Annotated in this window: 17 protein-coding genes and 1 riboswitch; of the genes, 13 read left to right on the plus strand and 4 right to left on the minus strand. The window is 41.4% G+C overall.

Annotated elements, in window-relative coordinates:
- The first annotated feature begins 168 nt into the window (after positions 1–168).
- The 6 genes from ASG46_RS17745 to ASG46_RS17770 are packed head-to-tail and all read left to right on the plus strand — an operon-like array spanning position 169 to position 5,305.
- On the plus strand, positions 169–897 hold the full coding sequence (locus tag ASG46_RS17745) for a carotenoid biosynthesis protein (protein ID WP_017358367.1): 729 nt from the start codon (positions 169–171) through the stop codon (positions 895–897).
- Positions 866–1,612, plus strand: coding sequence for a lysophospholipid acyltransferase family protein (locus ASG46_RS17750; RefSeq protein WP_008342962.1), 747 nt, complete (start codon positions 866–868; stop codon positions 1,610–1,612). The genes ASG46_RS17745 and ASG46_RS17750 overlap by 32 nt, the downstream gene beginning before the upstream one ends.
- Positions 1,597–2,724 carry a glycosyltransferase gene (locus ASG46_RS17755; RefSeq protein ID WP_056705418.1) on the plus strand — a complete coding sequence of 376 codons (1,128 nt, stop codon included), beginning with the start codon at positions 1,597–1,599 and terminating at the stop codon, positions 2,722–2,724. Before ASG46_RS17750 ends, ASG46_RS17755 begins: the two co-directional genes overlap by 16 nt.
- Positions 2,721–4,202: a phytoene desaturase family protein gene (locus tag ASG46_RS17760; protein WP_056705420.1), complete on the plus strand. Its 1,482-nt coding sequence runs from the start codon at positions 2,721–2,723 to the stop codon at positions 4,200–4,202. Before ASG46_RS17755 ends, ASG46_RS17760 begins: the two co-directional genes overlap by 4 nt.
- A gap of 26 nt (positions 4,203–4,228) precedes the next feature.
- Positions 4,229–5,023 (plus strand): alpha/beta hydrolase family protein, encoded by a 795-nt coding sequence (locus ASG46_RS17765; RefSeq protein WP_056705422.1) that lies wholly within the window; start codon positions 4,229–4,231, stop codon positions 5,021–5,023.
- 39 nt (positions 5,024–5,062) lie between these two features.
- Positions 5,063–5,305: a DUF2584 domain-containing protein gene (locus ASG46_RS17770; RefSeq protein WP_017358362.1), complete on the plus strand. Its 243-nt coding sequence runs from the start codon at positions 5,063–5,065 to the stop codon at positions 5,303–5,305.
- Positions 5,306–5,345: 40 nt separating this feature from the next.
- On the opposite strand, the gene pckA is transcribed toward ASG46_RS17770, so the two are convergent.
- Entirely contained in the window at positions 5,346–6,932 is a 1,587-nt protein-coding gene (pckA, locus tag ASG46_RS17775; RefSeq protein ID WP_007501908.1) for a phosphoenolpyruvate carboxykinase (ATP), read from the minus strand.
- Positions 6,933–7,158: 226 nt separating this feature from the next.
- Positions 7,159–7,293, plus strand: a riboswitch (SAM riboswitch).
- Between the two features lie 195 nt (positions 7,294–7,488).
- Between pckA and metK the strand changes: the two genes are divergently transcribed.
- Positions 7,489–8,691, plus strand: coding sequence for a methionine adenosyltransferase (gene metK / locus ASG46_RS17780; protein WP_008342973.1), 1,203 nt, complete (start codon positions 7,489–7,491; stop codon positions 8,689–8,691).
- 148 nt (positions 8,692–8,839) lie between these two features.
- The gene (asnB, locus tag ASG46_RS17785) at positions 8,840–10,738 is read left to right on the plus strand and encodes an asparagine synthase (glutamine-hydrolyzing) (protein ID WP_008342976.1); all 1,899 of its coding nucleotides are present in this window, start codon (positions 8,840–8,842) and stop codon (positions 10,736–10,738) included.
- Positions 10,739–10,879: 141 nt separating this feature from the next.
- On the opposite strand, the gene ASG46_RS17790 is transcribed toward asnB, so the two are convergent.
- Complete coding sequence (locus ASG46_RS17790; protein WP_056705425.1) at positions 10,880–11,395, minus strand: gamma carbonic anhydrase; 516 nt, start codon at positions 11,393–11,395, stop codon at positions 10,880–10,882.
- 45 nt (positions 11,396–11,440) lie between these two features.
- Between ASG46_RS17790 and ASG46_RS17795 the strand changes: the two genes are divergently transcribed.
- From ASG46_RS17795 to ASG46_RS17805, 3 genes are all read left to right on the plus strand, one after another.
- Entirely contained in the window at positions 11,441–12,220 is a 780-nt protein-coding gene (locus ASG46_RS17795; RefSeq protein WP_007501904.1) for an alpha/beta hydrolase, read from the plus strand.
- A gap of 29 nt (positions 12,221–12,249) precedes the next feature.
- The gene (locus tag ASG46_RS17800; RefSeq protein WP_041507625.1) at positions 12,250–13,329 is read left to right on the plus strand and encodes a tetraprenyl-beta-curcumene synthase family protein; all 1,080 of its coding nucleotides are present in this window, start codon (positions 12,250–12,252) and stop codon (positions 13,327–13,329) included.
- Positions 13,330–13,594: 265 nt separating this feature from the next.
- On the plus strand, positions 13,595–14,371 hold the full coding sequence (locus ASG46_RS17805; protein WP_035702113.1) for a sporulation protein: 777 nt from the start codon (positions 13,595–13,597) through the stop codon (positions 14,369–14,371).
- A 19-nt stretch (positions 14,372–14,390) separates the two neighbouring features.
- Here ASG46_RS17805 and ASG46_RS17810 read toward each other — a convergent pair whose 3' ends face one another.
- Both ASG46_RS17810 and ASG46_RS17815 read right to left on the minus strand, forming a co-directional pair.
- A complete protein-coding gene (locus ASG46_RS17810; protein ID WP_056705428.1) occupies positions 14,391–14,969 on the minus strand; it encodes a tRNA (mnm(5)s(2)U34)-methyltransferase in 579 nt (192 codons plus the stop codon).
- Positions 14,966–15,931 (minus strand): TIGR01212 family radical SAM protein, encoded by a 966-nt coding sequence (locus ASG46_RS17815; protein ID WP_056705431.1) that lies wholly within the window; start codon positions 15,929–15,931, stop codon positions 14,966–14,968. The genes ASG46_RS17810 and ASG46_RS17815 overlap by 4 nt, the downstream gene beginning before the upstream one ends.
- Positions 15,932–16,083: 152 nt before the next feature.
- Between ASG46_RS17815 and ASG46_RS17820 the strand changes: the two genes are divergently transcribed.
- Positions 16,084–16,359 carry a YtzC family protein gene (locus ASG46_RS17820; RefSeq protein WP_019743687.1) on the plus strand — a complete coding sequence of 92 codons (276 nt, stop codon included), beginning with the start codon at positions 16,084–16,086 and terminating at the stop codon, positions 16,357–16,359.
- A gap of 150 nt (positions 16,360–16,509) precedes the next feature.
- On the plus strand, positions 16,510–16,842 hold the full coding sequence (locus ASG46_RS17825) for a hypothetical protein (RefSeq protein WP_056705436.1): 333 nt from the start codon (positions 16,510–16,512) through the stop codon (positions 16,840–16,842).
- Positions 16,843–17,027: the final 185 nt, after the last annotated feature.

Consider the following 17,027-nt stretch of genomic DNA (forward strand, 5'->3'; position numbering starts at 1 on the left):
ATTCGCCTCCTTTGTTCTAGGTCACTAATTAAAGTATGTCAAAAGGGATTTTTGGTGAGTGCCTAGATGAAATAAGAAGCGCATTGTTTATTTATAGAACGTGTCTTTTTTTCTATACTAGAAGCATGAATGCTTTCTTGAATTTGGTAGAAATAAAGGAGCGGTTTCGTGTATAGATTGAGTTGGGTATTTGTTGGATGGTATGTAGTGGGTCTTATTTTAATGGTCTTTTTTGAAGTGCCGGCATGGCTTCAGTTTGCGAATGGTATCTTTCTTGTGCTTTACGCCTGCTGCGTCATTGAGATTGGCCGAAATATCTACGGGGCATGGAGCTTTGTAATCGTAAGAGCAGCCATTGTGGGTGTGTTGACATTTACAGTTGAATGGGTGGGGATCACAACTGATTTTCCATTTGGGGCCTATGATTATTATCCGACGCTTGGATTTCTTGTGGCGGGAGTGCCTTTGACGATCGCTTTTGCATGGGTTGGTGTGTTTTTAAATAGTCTTTTTTTATCAAGACAACAATCGAAGTGGAAGCGAGCCGTCGAAACGGGTATATGGATTGTACTGCTTGATCTCATATTAGATCCGGTAGCGGCTGAACGAAAGTTTTGGGTGTGGTATGACGGCGGAGGTTTCTTTGGTATCCCTTTTGAGAATTTTGTCAGCTGGGGTATCATTGGAGCAGGACTTTCATTTCTGTTCCCGCTCGTATCCATTGATCAGCAGGCATTGCGCTGGAATGGACGTATTTATCAGGCCATGGTGTTCTTCTTTGGTCTTTTAGCATTAAAGGGCGGGCTGGATGTCATTTTTTATTTAGCACTGATCATTGTCATCTTGTGTGAAGGAAGGGTTCGATTTGAAAGAAAGCGACAAAAACCGATCGTTTAGACGACTCTTTTATTTTTATCTTGAACGATATTTACTGAACAAACATTTTCGCTGTGTCATGATGAAAGGTACGGTTGACCCAAAGGAGAAGCATCCTGTTCTTTATCTTGCTAATCACAGTTCATGGTGGGATGGACTGATCATTTTTCTTTTAATAGAACAAATGTCTGAGCTGGATCATGCCATGATGATGGAAGAGAAGCAGTTGAAGCAATATGCTTTTTTTCAAAAACTTGGTGCATTTCCAGTTCATAAAGAGAAATTGAAAAGTGTCAAGCAGGCATTAATGACTGCAAAGGAGAAGATGGAGGCTGGCGGGGCTGTGTGGCTCTTCCCGCAGGGGAAAATTATGCACCAAGACATAAGGCCGCTTGAACTGGAAGGCGGAGCTTCTTTTTTAGTCAGGCAATTTGAGCAGGTCGTCATCAAACCTGTAACGCTACATTATACATTTAATCAATTTCAAAAACCGACGGTATCGGTTGAGTTTGGAGAAGATGTCCTAGTAGCTGGCGGATCACTTCGCAGTAAGGAAGTAACAAGTTTACTCGGAGACCTGCTTGAAACACAGTTAAACGCACATCAAGCACAGGTTATTGCTGATCCAGATTTTTCAACAAACGAACAATTTAGGCAGGTAACAAGGACAAGCCGGTCAACTAGTGATGCGTTTGATTCCTTTAAAAAGTGGGTGAAAACATGGCGGTCTTCTTAATTGTCATCAGTGTTTTGCTGCTCTGCCAATTGATGTTTACGATTTGGAATATGAAGCAATTTCCTGTACTCAAGCCGGCATCTCTTTCACCTGATGAACCCATTTCATTATCGATCCTCATTCCAGCGAGAAATGAAGAAAAACGGCTGGAAGCCTGCCTTCAGTCGATTGTTGATCAGCGTCTCCATCCGAAAGAGTTGATCGTGCTGGATGATCACTCGACAGATCAGACGAGAATGATTGCAGAGGGCTTCGCAGAGACATATCCATGGATTCGTGTGCAGTCAGGTCAAGTATTGAAGCGCGGCTGGCTTGGAAAATCATATGCTTGTTCCCAGCTTGCTGAGGCAGCATCTTCTGATTGGCTGTTATTTTTAGATGCAGATGTCCGCTTAAAACAAGGAGCTATTGAAGCGGTGTACAAGCAGTTATGCATACAAAAAACGGGCATGCTTTCAGGTTTCCCAGAGCAAAAAACGGGAACGCCTTTTGAGCATCTTGTCGTTCCTATGATGATGTTTACGATTGGCTGTCATCTGCCAGTGAAGTGGGTCAGAACATCTCAACATCCTGCTTTTGCCGCAGCACATGGCGGTTTTATTGCCATTGAAAAGAACTGTTATCACGAAATAGGTGGTCATGAAGCGATCAAGGATTCTCTTGTGGATGATATGGCTTTGGCTAAACGAGTAAAAGCGAAGGGCTTTCCGTTCACACTCGCAAGTATTCATTCTTTTGTCTACATGAGAATGTATGAGAGTGGACAGGAAGTATGGGAAGGATATCGGAAAAATTTGTTCCCGGGAGTGAATCGAAACATTGCTTTGTTAAGCAGTGTCTTTTGTTTATACTCCGTCCTTTATGTAGTTCCTGTTATTTGCTTTATGATCGCACTGATTCATTTTGATGTGGTCAATCTCTGTTTAGCCCTTCTTTGCTATGGGCTGGGTGTATCCATTAAAGCGGTCATTGATATCGAAAATGGAAGAACATCTACGATGGCCTTTTTATTGCCTGTCAGTATCATGAGCCTGATGGCCATTGGTTTTGCTTCTATGAAAATTGGGCTGAAAAAAGAAGGCTATGAATGGAAAGGAAGAAGGTACGAATGAAAAAAGTGATCATTATTGGCGGCGGACTTGGCGGGTTATCGGCTGCGATTCGCTTACAGTCACGCGGTTTCCAGGTCACCATTTTAGAAAAAGAAGCTTCTTTAGGCGGGAAATTACAACGCCATCAAGCGTCTGGCTACTCTTTTGATTTAGGACCGAGTACCATTACAATGAAGGCGTATTTTGAAGAAGTATTTACCTCCTGTCATAGACGAATGGAGGATTATGTGACGTTTTATCCGATTTTCCCCCTTACTAAAAACGTTTTTTCAGATGGACATACGGTCGAGTTTACGCCAGATATTGAGCAAATGGAATCACAAATTGCAGTTTTTAGTCCAGAGGATGCAAAGCGATACCGGGCATTTTTACAGGAATCGAAGAAGCTTTTTCAAATGGCAGAGGATCAGTTTTTAAATCGTTTATTATTGAGCTGGAAGGATAAAGCGGATATCAAGTTAATGAAAGCCCTTCTTGCAGTCAAACCTTTTACATCCGTTCAGCGCTTGCTACGTCAATATTTTCGTCATCCTCATACATTGGCGATGTTTGGCCGGTATGCGACTTACATTGGCTCTTCTCCATACGAGGCACCTGCTATTTTTAATATGATGGCTTATTTAGAAGGAGAAAAAGGCATTTATGGTATTAAGGGCGGTACGTATCGTTTAGTTGAGGCATTTGAGACACTGGCAAAGGAATTGGGTGTCCAAATTCATCTCAATGAATCAGCCAAAAAGATTCATGTGAAGAATAAGCGAATCCAAGGAGTTGAAACGGATCAGCAGTTATATGAAGCAGATCAAGTCATTGCGGGGGCAGATGCACTGACTGTTTATCGCCAATTAATTGATGAAGAAGACCGCCCGAGCTTTGGAAATCAAAAACTGGCAAACATTGAGCCATCGTTATCAGGTTTTGTTCTTTTGTTGGGCGTCCCTAAAGTCTATGAACAATTGTCTCATCACAACGTGTTTTTTCCAGAGAATTATGAACAAGAATTCAAGGATATTTTTCAGAAAAAACAGCTTCCTCATGATCCGACGCTTTACATCTGTTATTCAGGTCATTCAGAGCCAGCTTTAAGCGGAGGGCCAGGAAGAAGTAACTTGTTTGTATTAGCCAATGCGCCATATGTGACAAAAGAGCAAAATTGGGACATGCTAAAGGAGACATATGGCCAGCATATGAAAACAAAACTAAAGGAAAAGGGTCTCTTTGATCTTGACCAGCTTGTAGAATTTGAAGCGGTACAAACCCCGCTTGATTTACAGCAAAAAACGGGAGCGTATCATGGGGCCATTTATGGCATGTCGTCAAACTCATTCAAGCAGGCATTTTTTCGCATCAATAATCAATCAAAGGATATTGAAGGACTTTGGTTTGTTGGCGGCACAAGTCATCCAGGCGGCGGCACTCCGATGGTGACAAAATCAGGACAGCTCGTCGCAGAGGCCATTATCAAGCATTTAACGTAACACCGAATGAAAAGGAGAGAATTCAAGTGATTGTGGAAAAGAGAAAGTTCCCGTCGCCACATCCGCATATTCACTTATATACAGTGACATATGAGGCCGATGGACTTCGGATGAAGGGGCTGCTCGCTGAACCGGCCGGAGAAGGTCTCTATGACGGTTTTTTATATTTACGGGGCGGCATTAAAAATGTGGGAATGGTTAGACCTGGCCGAATTGTGCAATTTGCTGCGCAAGGGTTTGTCGTCTTTGCGCCCTTCTACCGAGGGAATCAAGGAGGCGAAGGGAACGAGGATTTTGCCGGAGAAGACCGGAAAGATGCATTTGCTGCATTTCAGCTGTTGAAACATCATCAAAAGGTGAAGCGGGAGCGCATTCATATCTTTGGTTTTTCCCGCGGCGGAATTATGGGCATATGGACCGCTGTTGAAATGAAGCATGAGGCCGCTTCCTTTGTGACATGGGGAGGCGTAAGTGATATGAAGCTCACCTATGAAGAACGTGTGGATATGAGAAGAATGATGAAGCGTGTGATAGGAGGTCCTCCGCATAAGGTACCAGAAGCATATGAGGCTAGAACGCCTTTGAATCATGTGCACCAAATTGAAGCACCTGTCCTAATCATTCATGGGGAGCTGGATGAGAATGTATCCATTGAGCATGCGTATTTATTAGAAGATGCCCTGCGTCAGCATGGCAAATCTGTGGAAACATGGTATTTTCATGGATATCATCATTATTTCCCGCCACAGCATAACCGGGAGATTGTCAGACGGCTGACGACATGGATGCACAGCCGAAAAGGCGGAAATGTGGTAAAATAAACGGTAGAAAGAAATATAGAAAGTAGGGGGATTTTCATTATGGGAATGCCTGTTGAATTTAATACAATGATTGTCACAAAAGGAAAAGAGACAAGAATTGAAGAAAATGTGTTTGAGCTCATGAAGGAAGGGTACCGCATTTATCCATTAAATATTCCGCTTGAGGTGCGTAAAACGAAAGACGGAGAAAAAACGGGAACAGCACATGTTGAAAAGCTGGAGCTCACAGACAATATCACGAAGGTGACGTACCGTCTTGTGTCATTGCATTCAACGAACTAAAAAAGCTGAGGGATTCATTCCCTCAGCTTTTTCCTTTTGATTAGACGAGTGGTCCGCCTTTTGCTTCAATATCACTTGCTGCATGGCTGAATTTTTTGAAGTTCTTTTTAAATTCATTTGCAAGGAAGTTTGCTTTTTCTTTGTAAGCCTCTTGATCGTCCCATGTTTTAGCAGGCTGAAGTACTTCATCTGGCACTCCTGGAATATGAAGCGGGATGTGTAATCCGAAGATGTCGTCAGTGATCATTTCAGCGTTGTCAAGATCTCCTTCGATCGCTGCCTGCACCATTGCTCTTGTATGAGCAAGATTCATTCGTTTACCCGTACCGTAGCCGCCGCCAGTCCAGCCTGTATTCACAAGGAATACTTTTGCACCGTGCTCATCGATTTTTTTACCAAGCATTTCAGCATAGACATGAGCAGGAAGTGGCAAGAATGGTGAACCAAAGCAAGTAGAGAACGTTGTTTCTGGTGACGTCACGCCACGCTCAGTTCCCGCTAATTTACTTGTGTAACCGCTCAAGAAGTGGTACATGGCTTGTTCTTTCGTTAAACGGCTGATTGGAGGTAAAACACCGAATGCATCAGCTGTTAAAAAGACGATGGCAGATGGGTGACCTGCAATACTTGGTTTCACGATGTTATCAATCATTTCGATTGGATAAGCCGCACGTGTATTTTCAGTAAAGAATGTGTCATCATAATCTGCTTCACGTGTTTCTTCATCAAGTACTACATTTTCAAGCACTGATCCGAAGCTGATGGCTTTGTAAATTTGTGGTTCTTTTTCTTCACTTAAGTTCACGCATTTTGCATAGCATCCGCCTTCAATATTGAAGACACCTGTGTTAGACCAACCATGCTCATCGTCTCCAATCAGCTTGCGGCTTGCACTTGCAGAAAGCGTCGTTTTTCCAGTACCTGAAAGGCCGAAAAATAAAGCAACATCGCCTTCTTGACCGACGTTAGCAGAGCAGTGCATTGATAAAATATCTTGTTCAGGAAGCAGGTAGTTCATAACAGAGAAAATGGATTTTTTCATCTCTCCTGCATATTCTGTTCCACCGATCAGAATCGTCCGTTTTTCAAAAGAAACGATAATAAACGTTTCAGAGTTTGTGCCATCTGTTTCAGGATCTGCTTTAAAGTGAGGTGCAGATAAGATGGTGAAAGGTTTTTCGTTTGATGATGGTGTTGATCCATCAGGTCTGATGAATAGCTGCTTTGCAAAGAGATTGTGCCAAGCGAATTCATTTACAACTGTAATTGGCATACGGTATTTTTCGTCAGCACCGGCAAAACCATCAAAGACAAATAGTTCATCACGTTCTTTTAAGTATGACACAACCTTTGTATATAAACGATCAAATGCCTCTTTCGAGATCGGCTGATTGACTTGACCCCAATCAATTTTATGTTCAGAGTTTTCTTCTTTTACGATGAATTTATCTTTAGGCGAACGTCCAGTGTAGGCACCCGTTGTGGCGCGGACAGCACCAGTTGAAGTTAAAACGCCTTCATTACGTGCCAAAATCTTTTCAACAAGTTTCGGAACAGATAAATTTTGGTGCGTATTTTCTAATGAGAGCAATGACTGCAAATCTTCTTTTAAATCCACTGAGTTCATAAAAAAACCCTTCCTTTACCGTTGAATTTGTTTGTTTTGATTAGTATAACACATTGATAATAATAGTCTATACTATTTAAACATTTTTGTGTGTGTTTTTTCATTTCTGCTATGAAAATATGCTTTTTGGTGATGCTAATGATGAGGTGAAAAAAAGGGGAGATAATTCCTATGAACCATTGACATGACGCAAGGGTTTAAGATAAGATATCTTATTGAACGGATACTCTTATCCCGAGTTGGTGGAGGGACAGGCCCGATGAAGCCCAGCAACCGGTTTCTTATGAAAAAGGCATGAACATGCTGAGAAACCAAGGTGCTAACCTGATGCAAGGTACAAGAACACCTTGAGCGATAAGAGTGAAAGGCATGCGATCTCAGACCCTTTCCTCGCAATGAAGGAAATGGTTTTTTTATTTTTGGGATATCATATGAACAAATTGCCAATAACATCTCTAATATAAACATGTTGAAATATAAGAGGGAACGAGTTCCGTATCATATTGGAGGCCTCATCTTGGGATGATGTGGTCTTGTACAGGAGGAAATAGCCATTATGAGTCAAAATCGTCGTTTATTTACTTCAGAATCAGTGACCGAAGGACATCCAGATAAAATCTGTGATCAAATTTCAGACAGCATTTTGGATGAAATTTTAAAGAAAGATCCAAATGCACGTGTTGCCTGTGAAACTTCTGTAACAACCGGTCTCGTATTAGTAAGCGGTGAGATTACAACGTCTACTTATGTCGACATTCCAAAGACGGTGCGTGACACGATTAAGGAAATTGGCTACACACGTGCGAAATATGGTTTTGATGCGGAAACATGTGCGGTTCTTACATCAATTGATGAACAGTCTGCTGATATTGCGCAAGGTGTAGACAAAGCGCTTGAAGCACGTGAAGGAACAATGACTGAAGAAGAAATTGATGCGATCGGTGCAGGTGACCAAGGTCTGATGTTTGGTTTTGCAAACAACGAAACTGAAGAGCTTATGCCATTGCCGATTTCTCTTGCACATAAATTATCTCGCCGTTTAACAGAAGTACGCAAGAATGAAACACTTGCATACCTTCGTCCAGACGGAAAAACTCAAGTAACAGTTGAATATGATGAACAAAACAAACCAGTTCGTATTGATACGGTGGTTATTTCTACACAGCATGCACCAGAAGTGACGCTTGAACAAATTCAAAGCGACTTAAAAGAGCATGTCATCCGCCCTGTCGTTCCAAGTGAACTGATCGATGAAGAAACAAAATACTTCATCAACCCAACAGGCCGCTTTGTCATCGGTGGACCTCAAGGGGATGCTGGTTTAACTGGACGTAAAATCATCGTTGATACTTATGGCGGGTATGCTCGTCACGGTGGCGGTGCTTTCTCTGGTAAGGATGCAACGAAGGTTGACCGTTCTGCAGCATATGCGGCTCGCTATGTAGCGAAAAACATCGTAGCAGCTGGTCTTGCAGATTCATGTGAAGTACAGCTTGCTTATGCAATTGGTGTTGCACAGCCTGTCTCCATTTCAATTGATACATTTGGAACAGGAAAAGCCTCTGAAGAGAAATTAATTGAAGTGGTACGTGCAAACTTTGATCTTCGTCCAGCTGGCATTATTAAAATGCTTGACTTACGTCGTCCGATCTATAAACAAACCGCTGCATACGGACATTTTGGCCGTCATGACTTGGATCTTCCATGGGAAAAAACGGATAAAGCCGACACGCTTCGCAAGGAAGCATTAGGAGAATAACAACATACAAAACCGCTTATTTTAAGCGGTTTTCCTTTTGATTAAAAAAAATTCTACAAAAAGCGTAAAAATGTGAAACAAAATTGGACAAAATACTGTCTAATTATAGGTCTACTTTTAAGAAATAACATAACGTGGAGGCAATAATATGTGTGGGTTTGTTGGTGTATTTAATCACCGTCCATTGTCCGAAACTACTGAGCAGGAAGAGTTAATTAAGCAAATGAATCGTCTCATCGTTCATCGAGGTCCGGATGATGAGGGGTACTTTCATGATGAGCATGTAGGATTTGGATTTAGACGTTTAAGTATTATAGATGTTGAACACGGAAAGCAGCCGCTTTCTTATGAAGATGAAAAATATTGGATTATTTTCAACGGAGAAATTTATAACTATGTGGAGCTGAAAGAAGAGCTTGTGAAAAAAGGCTATACGTTCAGCACAGATTCTGATACGGAAGTCCTTCTTGCCACATATCGCCACTATAAAGAAGAAGCGGCATCGAAGCTTCGCGGGATGTTTGCATTTTTAATTTGGGATAAAGAAGCGCAGTTATTATATGGCGCAAGAGATCCTTTCGGCATTAAACCGCTCTATTTTACACAAATGGATGACCAAGTGTACTTTGCTTCTGAACGCAAAAGCTTAATGGCTGTGAATGAGAACATTTTATTTGATGAGACTGCTTTGCAGCAGTACATGTCTTTTCAGTTCGTTCCTGAGCCAAATACACTTGATCAAAAAGTGCATAAAGTCGAGCCAGGTCATCAGTTTACACTGCGTCCAGGCCAAGACATTGCATTTAAGACTTACTGGAAAGTTCAATTCAAACCTGAACAAACACAAGAGCAGAAATTAGTAGAAGAAGTACGTGATGCTATCTATGATTCTGTAAAAGTCCATATGAGAAGTGATGTGCCTGTTGGTTCATTCCTATCAGGCGGGATCGATTCTTCTTTCATCGTGTCAGTCGCAAAGGAATTTCACCCTGAACTGAAGACATTCTCTGTTGGTTTCCAGCAGGATGGATTCAGTGAGGTAGATGTAGCAAAAGAAACAGCTGATAAGCTGGGATTGCAAAACTTTAGTGCTGTGATTTCTCCTGAGGAATATATGAATGAGCTTCCAAAGATCGTCTGGCATTTAGATGATCCTTTGGCAGATCCAGCGGCGATTCCATTGTATTTCGTGGCAAAAGAAGCGAAAAAACAAGTCACAGTTGTTCTTTCAGGTGAGGGAGCAGACGAGCTATTCGGTGGATATAATATTTACCGTGAGCCGCTGTCTCTAAAGCCTTTTGAATCTGTACCATCCATGCTGAAAAAGCTTCTTCTTCGTCTGGCTCGTTTAATGCCAGAAGGAATGAAAGGGAAAAGCTTTATCGTTCGCGGCTGTACGCCATTAGAGGAACGTTATATCGGCAATGCGAAAATCTTTGAAGAGCCAGTGAAGAAAAACCTCTTAAAGCAGTATGATCCGAACATCACGTATCGTGACGTGACGAAAACATACTTCGAAGAAAGTGCAGGCTACAGTGATATTAACAAAATGCAATATGTTGATATCCATACGTGGATGCGCGGGGATATCCTGCTGAAAGCAGATAAGATGACAATGGCGAATTCTCTTGAGCTTCGTGTTCCATTCCTTGATAAGGTCGTATTTGAAGCAGCTTCTAAAATTCCAGAAGAGTTGAAAACGAAAGACGGTACAACGAAATATTTATTGCGTAAAGCAGCAGAAGGCATTGTACCAGACCATGTGTTAAACCGTAAAAAACTAGGTTTCCCTGTGCCAATTCGTCATTGGCTGAAAAATGAGATGAACGCTTGGGCGAAAGATATCATTAAAAACAGTCAAACAGATGAATACATTAACAAGGCATATGTTCTTGATTTATTAAATGATCATTGTGCTGGAAAAGCAGATCATAGCCGTAAGATTTGGACTGTCCTGATCTTTATGATTTGGCATAGCATCTATGTAGAGCGCAGCATTGATCCAGAGCAGTTGAATCACCAACCGAAAGAAGTTATTTTTAGCTAATGAAAAAGGTTTTCAGCTTTGTGCTGAAAACCTTTTTTGTCATGATAGAAAGTAGTGGAAAAGGGTAAAATAACAAGCGGTACACAGTTATTGCTTAATATCCTGAAAAAAACATGATAAAGTGAAGATACATGTATGATGTTAACGCGATAAAAGGGAACGATAGTATTGTCCTTTTTCTACATATTCTCTGCGGATACGATCCATGTCTTGGATATCTTCATCTGTTAACTGGCGAACGACTTTGGCTGGACGGCCAAAAGCAAGTGAACCTTTTGGGATGACTTTTCCTTGCGGGACAAGGCTACCTGCACCAATAAAGGCTCCTTCGCCAATTTCCGCACCATCGAGAATGATGGATCCCATGCCAATGAGGGCATTTTTTCGAATGATAGAGCTATGTAATGTGACTTGGTGTCCAATGGTAGCACCATCTTCAATAAGAAGTGTTTTTCCAGGACTTTGATGCAGACAGGATAAGTCTTGAATGTTGACGTTTTTTCCAATTCTCACAGGAGCTACATCGCCTCTAATGACCGTTTGGAACCAAACGCTTGAATATTCTCCAATTGTGACATCACCTGTAATGGTGGCGTTTTCTGCAACAAAGACCGATTCATGAATATCAGGTGTAAACTGATGATATGGATAAATCACTTTTTCGACTTCCTTTCTTAATACAACATTTGTGAGGTGTTTACTTTGTGGACTTGGCATGCTGAAAGACCGGTTGGTACAATTGTCATTGTACATGGTGCTAGTGAATATCATGGCCGATATAAATGGCTGATCGAAATGTGGCGAAATGCAGGCTATCACGTCGTCATGGGTGACCTGCCTGGGCAAGGGACATCGACACGTGCGAGAGGCCACATTCGTTCTTTTCAAGAATACATTGATACAGTGGATGAATGGATTGAACATGCGAAGTCGTTTAGACTTCCGACATTTTTACTTGGACATAGTATGGGGGGACTGATTTCGATTGAATGGTTCAAGCAGTATACCCATACGAAGATTGATGGCCTTATTTTATCATCACCTTGTTTAGGTCTGCAATTTAAACCGAAGAAGCTGATGGATTTTGCGTCAAAAGGGCTAAATGTGCTGGCGCCGTCTTTTAAAGTCGAATCCGGGCTGTCGATCGAACTTGCCACACGGAATCAAGATGTGATAGAGGCAGATTCCAATGATTCGCTTTATGTGACGAAGGTGTCGGTTCGCTGGTATCGAGAACTGGTGAAAAATATCGATGCGGCGATGCAGCCAACGAATGTCTTTCGGTCGATTCCGCTCCTGCTCATGCAGGCAGGCGATGACAAGATTGTAGATAAAACAAGAGTGATGAAATGGTTCAATGGCATTGAATCAACCAATAAATCATACCGTGAATGGGAAGGGCTTTATCATGAAATTTTTAATGAGCCCGAGCGAGAAGAAGTGTTTAAGGCGGCAAGAGCCTTTACTGATCAATATATTTGATTGTGAGCTTAAGTTGGGGGTGGATTGATTTGTCAGTACCAGAACGTCCTTTTGCACTGATGACGAAGGTGTATAAAGATATTTTTCCGCTAGTTCATCAGGAGCTAAAAAAGTGGCGGGCTCATGCAGAAATGATTGAAAATGAAGAACTGAGAACGCAGGCACTAGCGAGCATATCCAGTAAAACCTTCCACTGTGAAGGCGGGGGAATTTTATCTCTTCTTGCAGGTGAAGCGAAGGAAACGTGTATTGAATTCATTGTGGCGTACCAAACGATTAGCGATTACTTAGATAATTTGTGTGACCGCAGTACATCACTTGATCCAAAGGATTTTCATATGCTGCATCAGGCAATGAGAGATGCACTCGATATTCATGCGGAGCTTAAGCCGTATTATCAATTCCGTGATGATCAAGAGGATCATGGGTACCTGCATGCGCTAGTCAGGACGTGCCAAGATGTGCTGTCACGTCTAGCGCATTATCCGATCATTCAGCCCTATTTACATACGCTGTGTGATTATTATAGTGATTTACAAGTACATAAGCATGTGGTTCCTCATGAGCGTGAACCTCGATTAGAGTCATGGTTCCGCCAGTATGAAAAGGATTTACCAAAGATGGAGTGGTATGAGTTTTCCGCATGTGCAGGATCAACGCTGGGTATTTTCTGTCTTGTGGCTTATGCACTGCAGCCTGATTTTACAGAGAAGCAGGCGAAGCAAATTTACGAAAGTTATTTCCCTTATATCCAAGGTCTGCACATCTTACTGGACTATTTAATCGACCAAGAAGAGGACAGGCTGGAAGGCGATTTGAATTTTTGCTCGTACTACAACTCTCATCATGAGATGATGGATAGACTACAGCATTTTATTGAAAAAGCGGATGAACAGCTGAAAGGCATTCCACACGAGAATTTTCACAAACTAATCAATAGAGGGTTACTTGCGGTCTATTTGTCTGATGAAAAAGTGACAGCCCAAAAAGAGATGAACAAGCTGGCAAAGCGGTTGATCAAATCAAGCGGGAAAACATCGTTCTTTTTCTATATCAATGGCAGAGCCTATCGAACCTATCAGAAAATGCCTTGGAAGAAATCTTCATAAAGGATAAAGTAAGCTCATCAGCTTGTAGAAAACAAAATGGTTTTCTACAAGCTTTTTTGTTTTGAACGGTTTTGCTGGGGCGATGTACCCTTTTTAAGGCGAACCATGATCAGACGTATCCTCTTTTTTCATTACAATCCTCTTATTTGCTGCCGATAATATTCTTAGTGTACGAAAAATAGGAGAAAAGTATGGATTGAATGAATCGTATCTACTCCTTATGACGTATATTTGTTGAAAAACTTAAAAAAGGGGAAGGTCGAATATGTCATTTTTTAAAAAGTTTGCAGCAAGTGTAGGAATCGGTGCAGCAAAAGTGGATACAATTTTGGAGAAAGATGCGTATGAACCGGGAGAAGAAGTAAAGGGAACAGTCCATGTGAAGGGCGGAAAAGTGCCTCAAGATATCCGCTATATTGATTTAAAGTTGAAAACATGGTACACCATTGTAAAAGATGATGAAGAGCAACGAAAACACACAACCATCCATTCTGTCCGAGTGACTGAATCATTCACGATTCAGCCTGGGGAAGCTCAGCAGTTTACATTCTCGTTTCACCTTCCTCTTGATACACCAATGACTGTAGGTAAAGTAGAGGTTGCTGTTGTGACAGACCTTGATATTCAAGGTGGTATTGATAAATTTGATCATGACCGCATTTTTGTAAACGCACACCCTTGGGTGAATCGTGTGCTTGAAGCTGTTGGAAACTTAGGCTTTCACCTTCATGAAGCAGACTGCGAAGAAGCACCTTATTTTAGGCGCCGCCTTCCCTTTGTTCAAGAATTTGAGTTCATACCGACTTCCGACTATTATCGTCAAATGCTTGATGAGTTAGAGGTGATTTTCTTCATTGATGAAGAGGGGTTAGATATCATTTTTGAAGTCGACCGTAGAGCAAGAGGGCTGCGTGGCTGGCTGGAAGAAATGTATAATGACGGAGAACAGCTTGTACGTGTCCGCTTTACTCAATCAGAGCTTGCAGATGTAGAAGAGCTGGAAGTAGTGCTTGAAGAAATCATTGACCAATACGCTTATTAAATAAAAAAACTCAAATCCATTAAGAGGATTTGAGTTTTTTTTCGATGGCTACCACGAAGGGCGGATCGTTTTGAATATTCATGTATTGATAAGAGATCACCTGTACTTCTTCGTGATGGAGTGTTTTGCAATAATCAAGAAGGATGTCCTTCTCTTTTTTTCCTTCGGGATGACCGTGGTAAATCACAAGAACGATCAGACCACCAGGTTTTAGCCAGTCCATGAGCTGTTTGATCGCTTCAATGGTCGTATGGGCATGAGTTGTGACGGTTTTATCGCCTCCTGGTAAGTACCCAAGATTGAACACTGCACCAGATATGTGACCATAAGCTTCGGCTGGCAGATGCTCAGCAAGTTGTTCATGTCCGTCATGGATAAGGTGAACGTAAGGGTAGTGCTCACCAAGTCTTTTGCTTGTTTGCTCGATGGCTTCCTTCTGTACATCGAATGCGAAAACTTGTCCATTCTTCCCGACAAGGTCAGCTAAATAGCGTGTATCATGGCCATTTCCCATCGTTGCATCAATGACAATATCGCCTTTTTGGCAAGCACGTTCTAACAGCTCTTTACTAAAAGGGAGCATCCGTTTTAAAATCATTTTGCCACTTCTTCCAATCTGACGAAGCGTTTGCCTTGGTAACTGTTACGTCTTTCAAGCTCAGCATTTATGGCATTGAGCACTTCCCATTTATTCACACTCCACATTGGGCCTACCATTAATTCAATGGGACCATCGCCTGTAATACGATGAATAATCATTTCTGGCGGCAGGATCTCCAGCTGGTCACAGACAAGCTGAACATATTCCTCTTGGCTGAGAAATTCTAGTTTGCCTTTCTCATATTGCTTCACCATCGGTGTTCCTTTTAACAGGTGAAGCAGATGAATTTTAATTCCTTGTACATCTAAATCAGCGACAGCTTTTGCTGTTTCCATCATCATATCTCGGTTTTCAAGAGGAAGACCGTTGATGATATGTGAACAGACTCGAATGCCATGTTTTCGCAGTTTTTCTACACCTTCTACGTAGCATTCATAATCATGAGCACGGTTGATGAGCATCGCTGTCCGCTCATGTACAGTTTGTAGACCAAGTTCAACCCATAGATACGTCCGTTCGTTTAACTCAGCTAAATATTCCACCACGTCATCTGGCAGACAATCAGGTCTTGTGGCAATCGATAAACCAACCACTCCATCCAGATTCATAACGGTTTCGTATTTTTCTTTTAAAACAGGCAGCGGCGCATGTGTGTTTGTGTAAGCTTGGAAATACGCCATGTATTTTCCATCTTTCCATTTTGTATGCATCCGGTCCTTGATTTCATTAAATTGAGTGATGAGATCATCCGCCCGGTTCCCTGCAAAATCACCAGATCCTGCTGCGCTGCAAAATGTGCAGCCTCCATGTGCGACAGTACCATCACGGTTTGGACAATCAAAGCCGCCGTCTAATGCGACTTTAAATACTTTATGACCAAAGTGCTCACGCAAATGATAATTCCATGTGTGATAACGTTTTTCGCTGTTTGAATATAAAAAAGGGTTATGCTGATCCAAGTCAGTAACCTCCTTGCATAATAATAGGCATCCTTAAAGTTTAACAAAAATCACGAAAGAGGACAATTGAATCTGTCCAACATTTTCTTTAGTGAAAAAGCTTTACGTGGGCAAAATAGGCGAGAACGATGATGAAATGGAGGAATGGCAAGATGGCAACAAGAAAATCAATCGACGAATTTGTCCAAAAAAGCACTGAGACTCTCGAGTTTGCAAGCGAACAGTTTGATTTGAGCTCTCGCCAAGAACATTATAACGAAGAAGAATTTTCAAAAGCACAGCTCATGCTTGAGGATGCGGTGAATGAATTAGAAAAGTTAAAAGATGTCGCCAATGATCAGCAAAGAGAACGTTTAGACAGAACGCGTGTACAAATTCAAAGTCTGCAAAACCAAATGATTTTAGGTATTTCATACGAGAACGAATGATGAACAGATCCTTCTTTTAAGGGTCTGTTTTTATTTTTTGGCTGTTTTCGCAAAGATTGTTGTTTTTGGATATATATTTGTAATAGGTTTTTGTTCTGTTAAAGTATGTTATATATAGAAATTGCAAATATCTTCAAGGGGGTAGAAGAAATGTTGGAGACTCTTCCTGATTGGTTTTGGGCATTATATTACTTGTTTTTCTTAGCAACATTAGGAACCGCAATATTCAGTGTTGTGAAAAATAAACATAGGGGATTGTCCATTCTAACCATTGGATTTACTGTTACAATTCCGATGATTAGCCTGATAAATAGCATTGGTAGAGTAGAAGGAATGAATGAATTTGAACACTTATTTAGTCAATTGCGACAGGGTGCAGTTTGGTCTATCTTTACAGTTATAGGCTATATATTTTTATTAGTATGGTGGGTGCTAATCCTGTTCAAAAGCAAGTCCAAAAACAAAGTAATAGTATCTAATTAAAACATTGTAGAGACCTCAATATTCGGGGTCTTTTATTATGCACTTTTTCAGGCGATTATGAAAGTTATTAACGTGTTGAACACCCTAAACCAGAAGCAAACCTAGCTTCCGAAAGCTTTTAAGTAGCTTCGTCATTTTATCTGGTTCGTCTGCCAATTTTTTTCTAAAGTCTCTTGACTTTTCAA

This window comes from Bacillus sp. Leaf49, assembly GCF_001426125.1.
GTDB lineage: Bacteria > Bacillota > Bacilli > Bacillales > Bacillaceae > Bacillus > Bacillus altitudinis.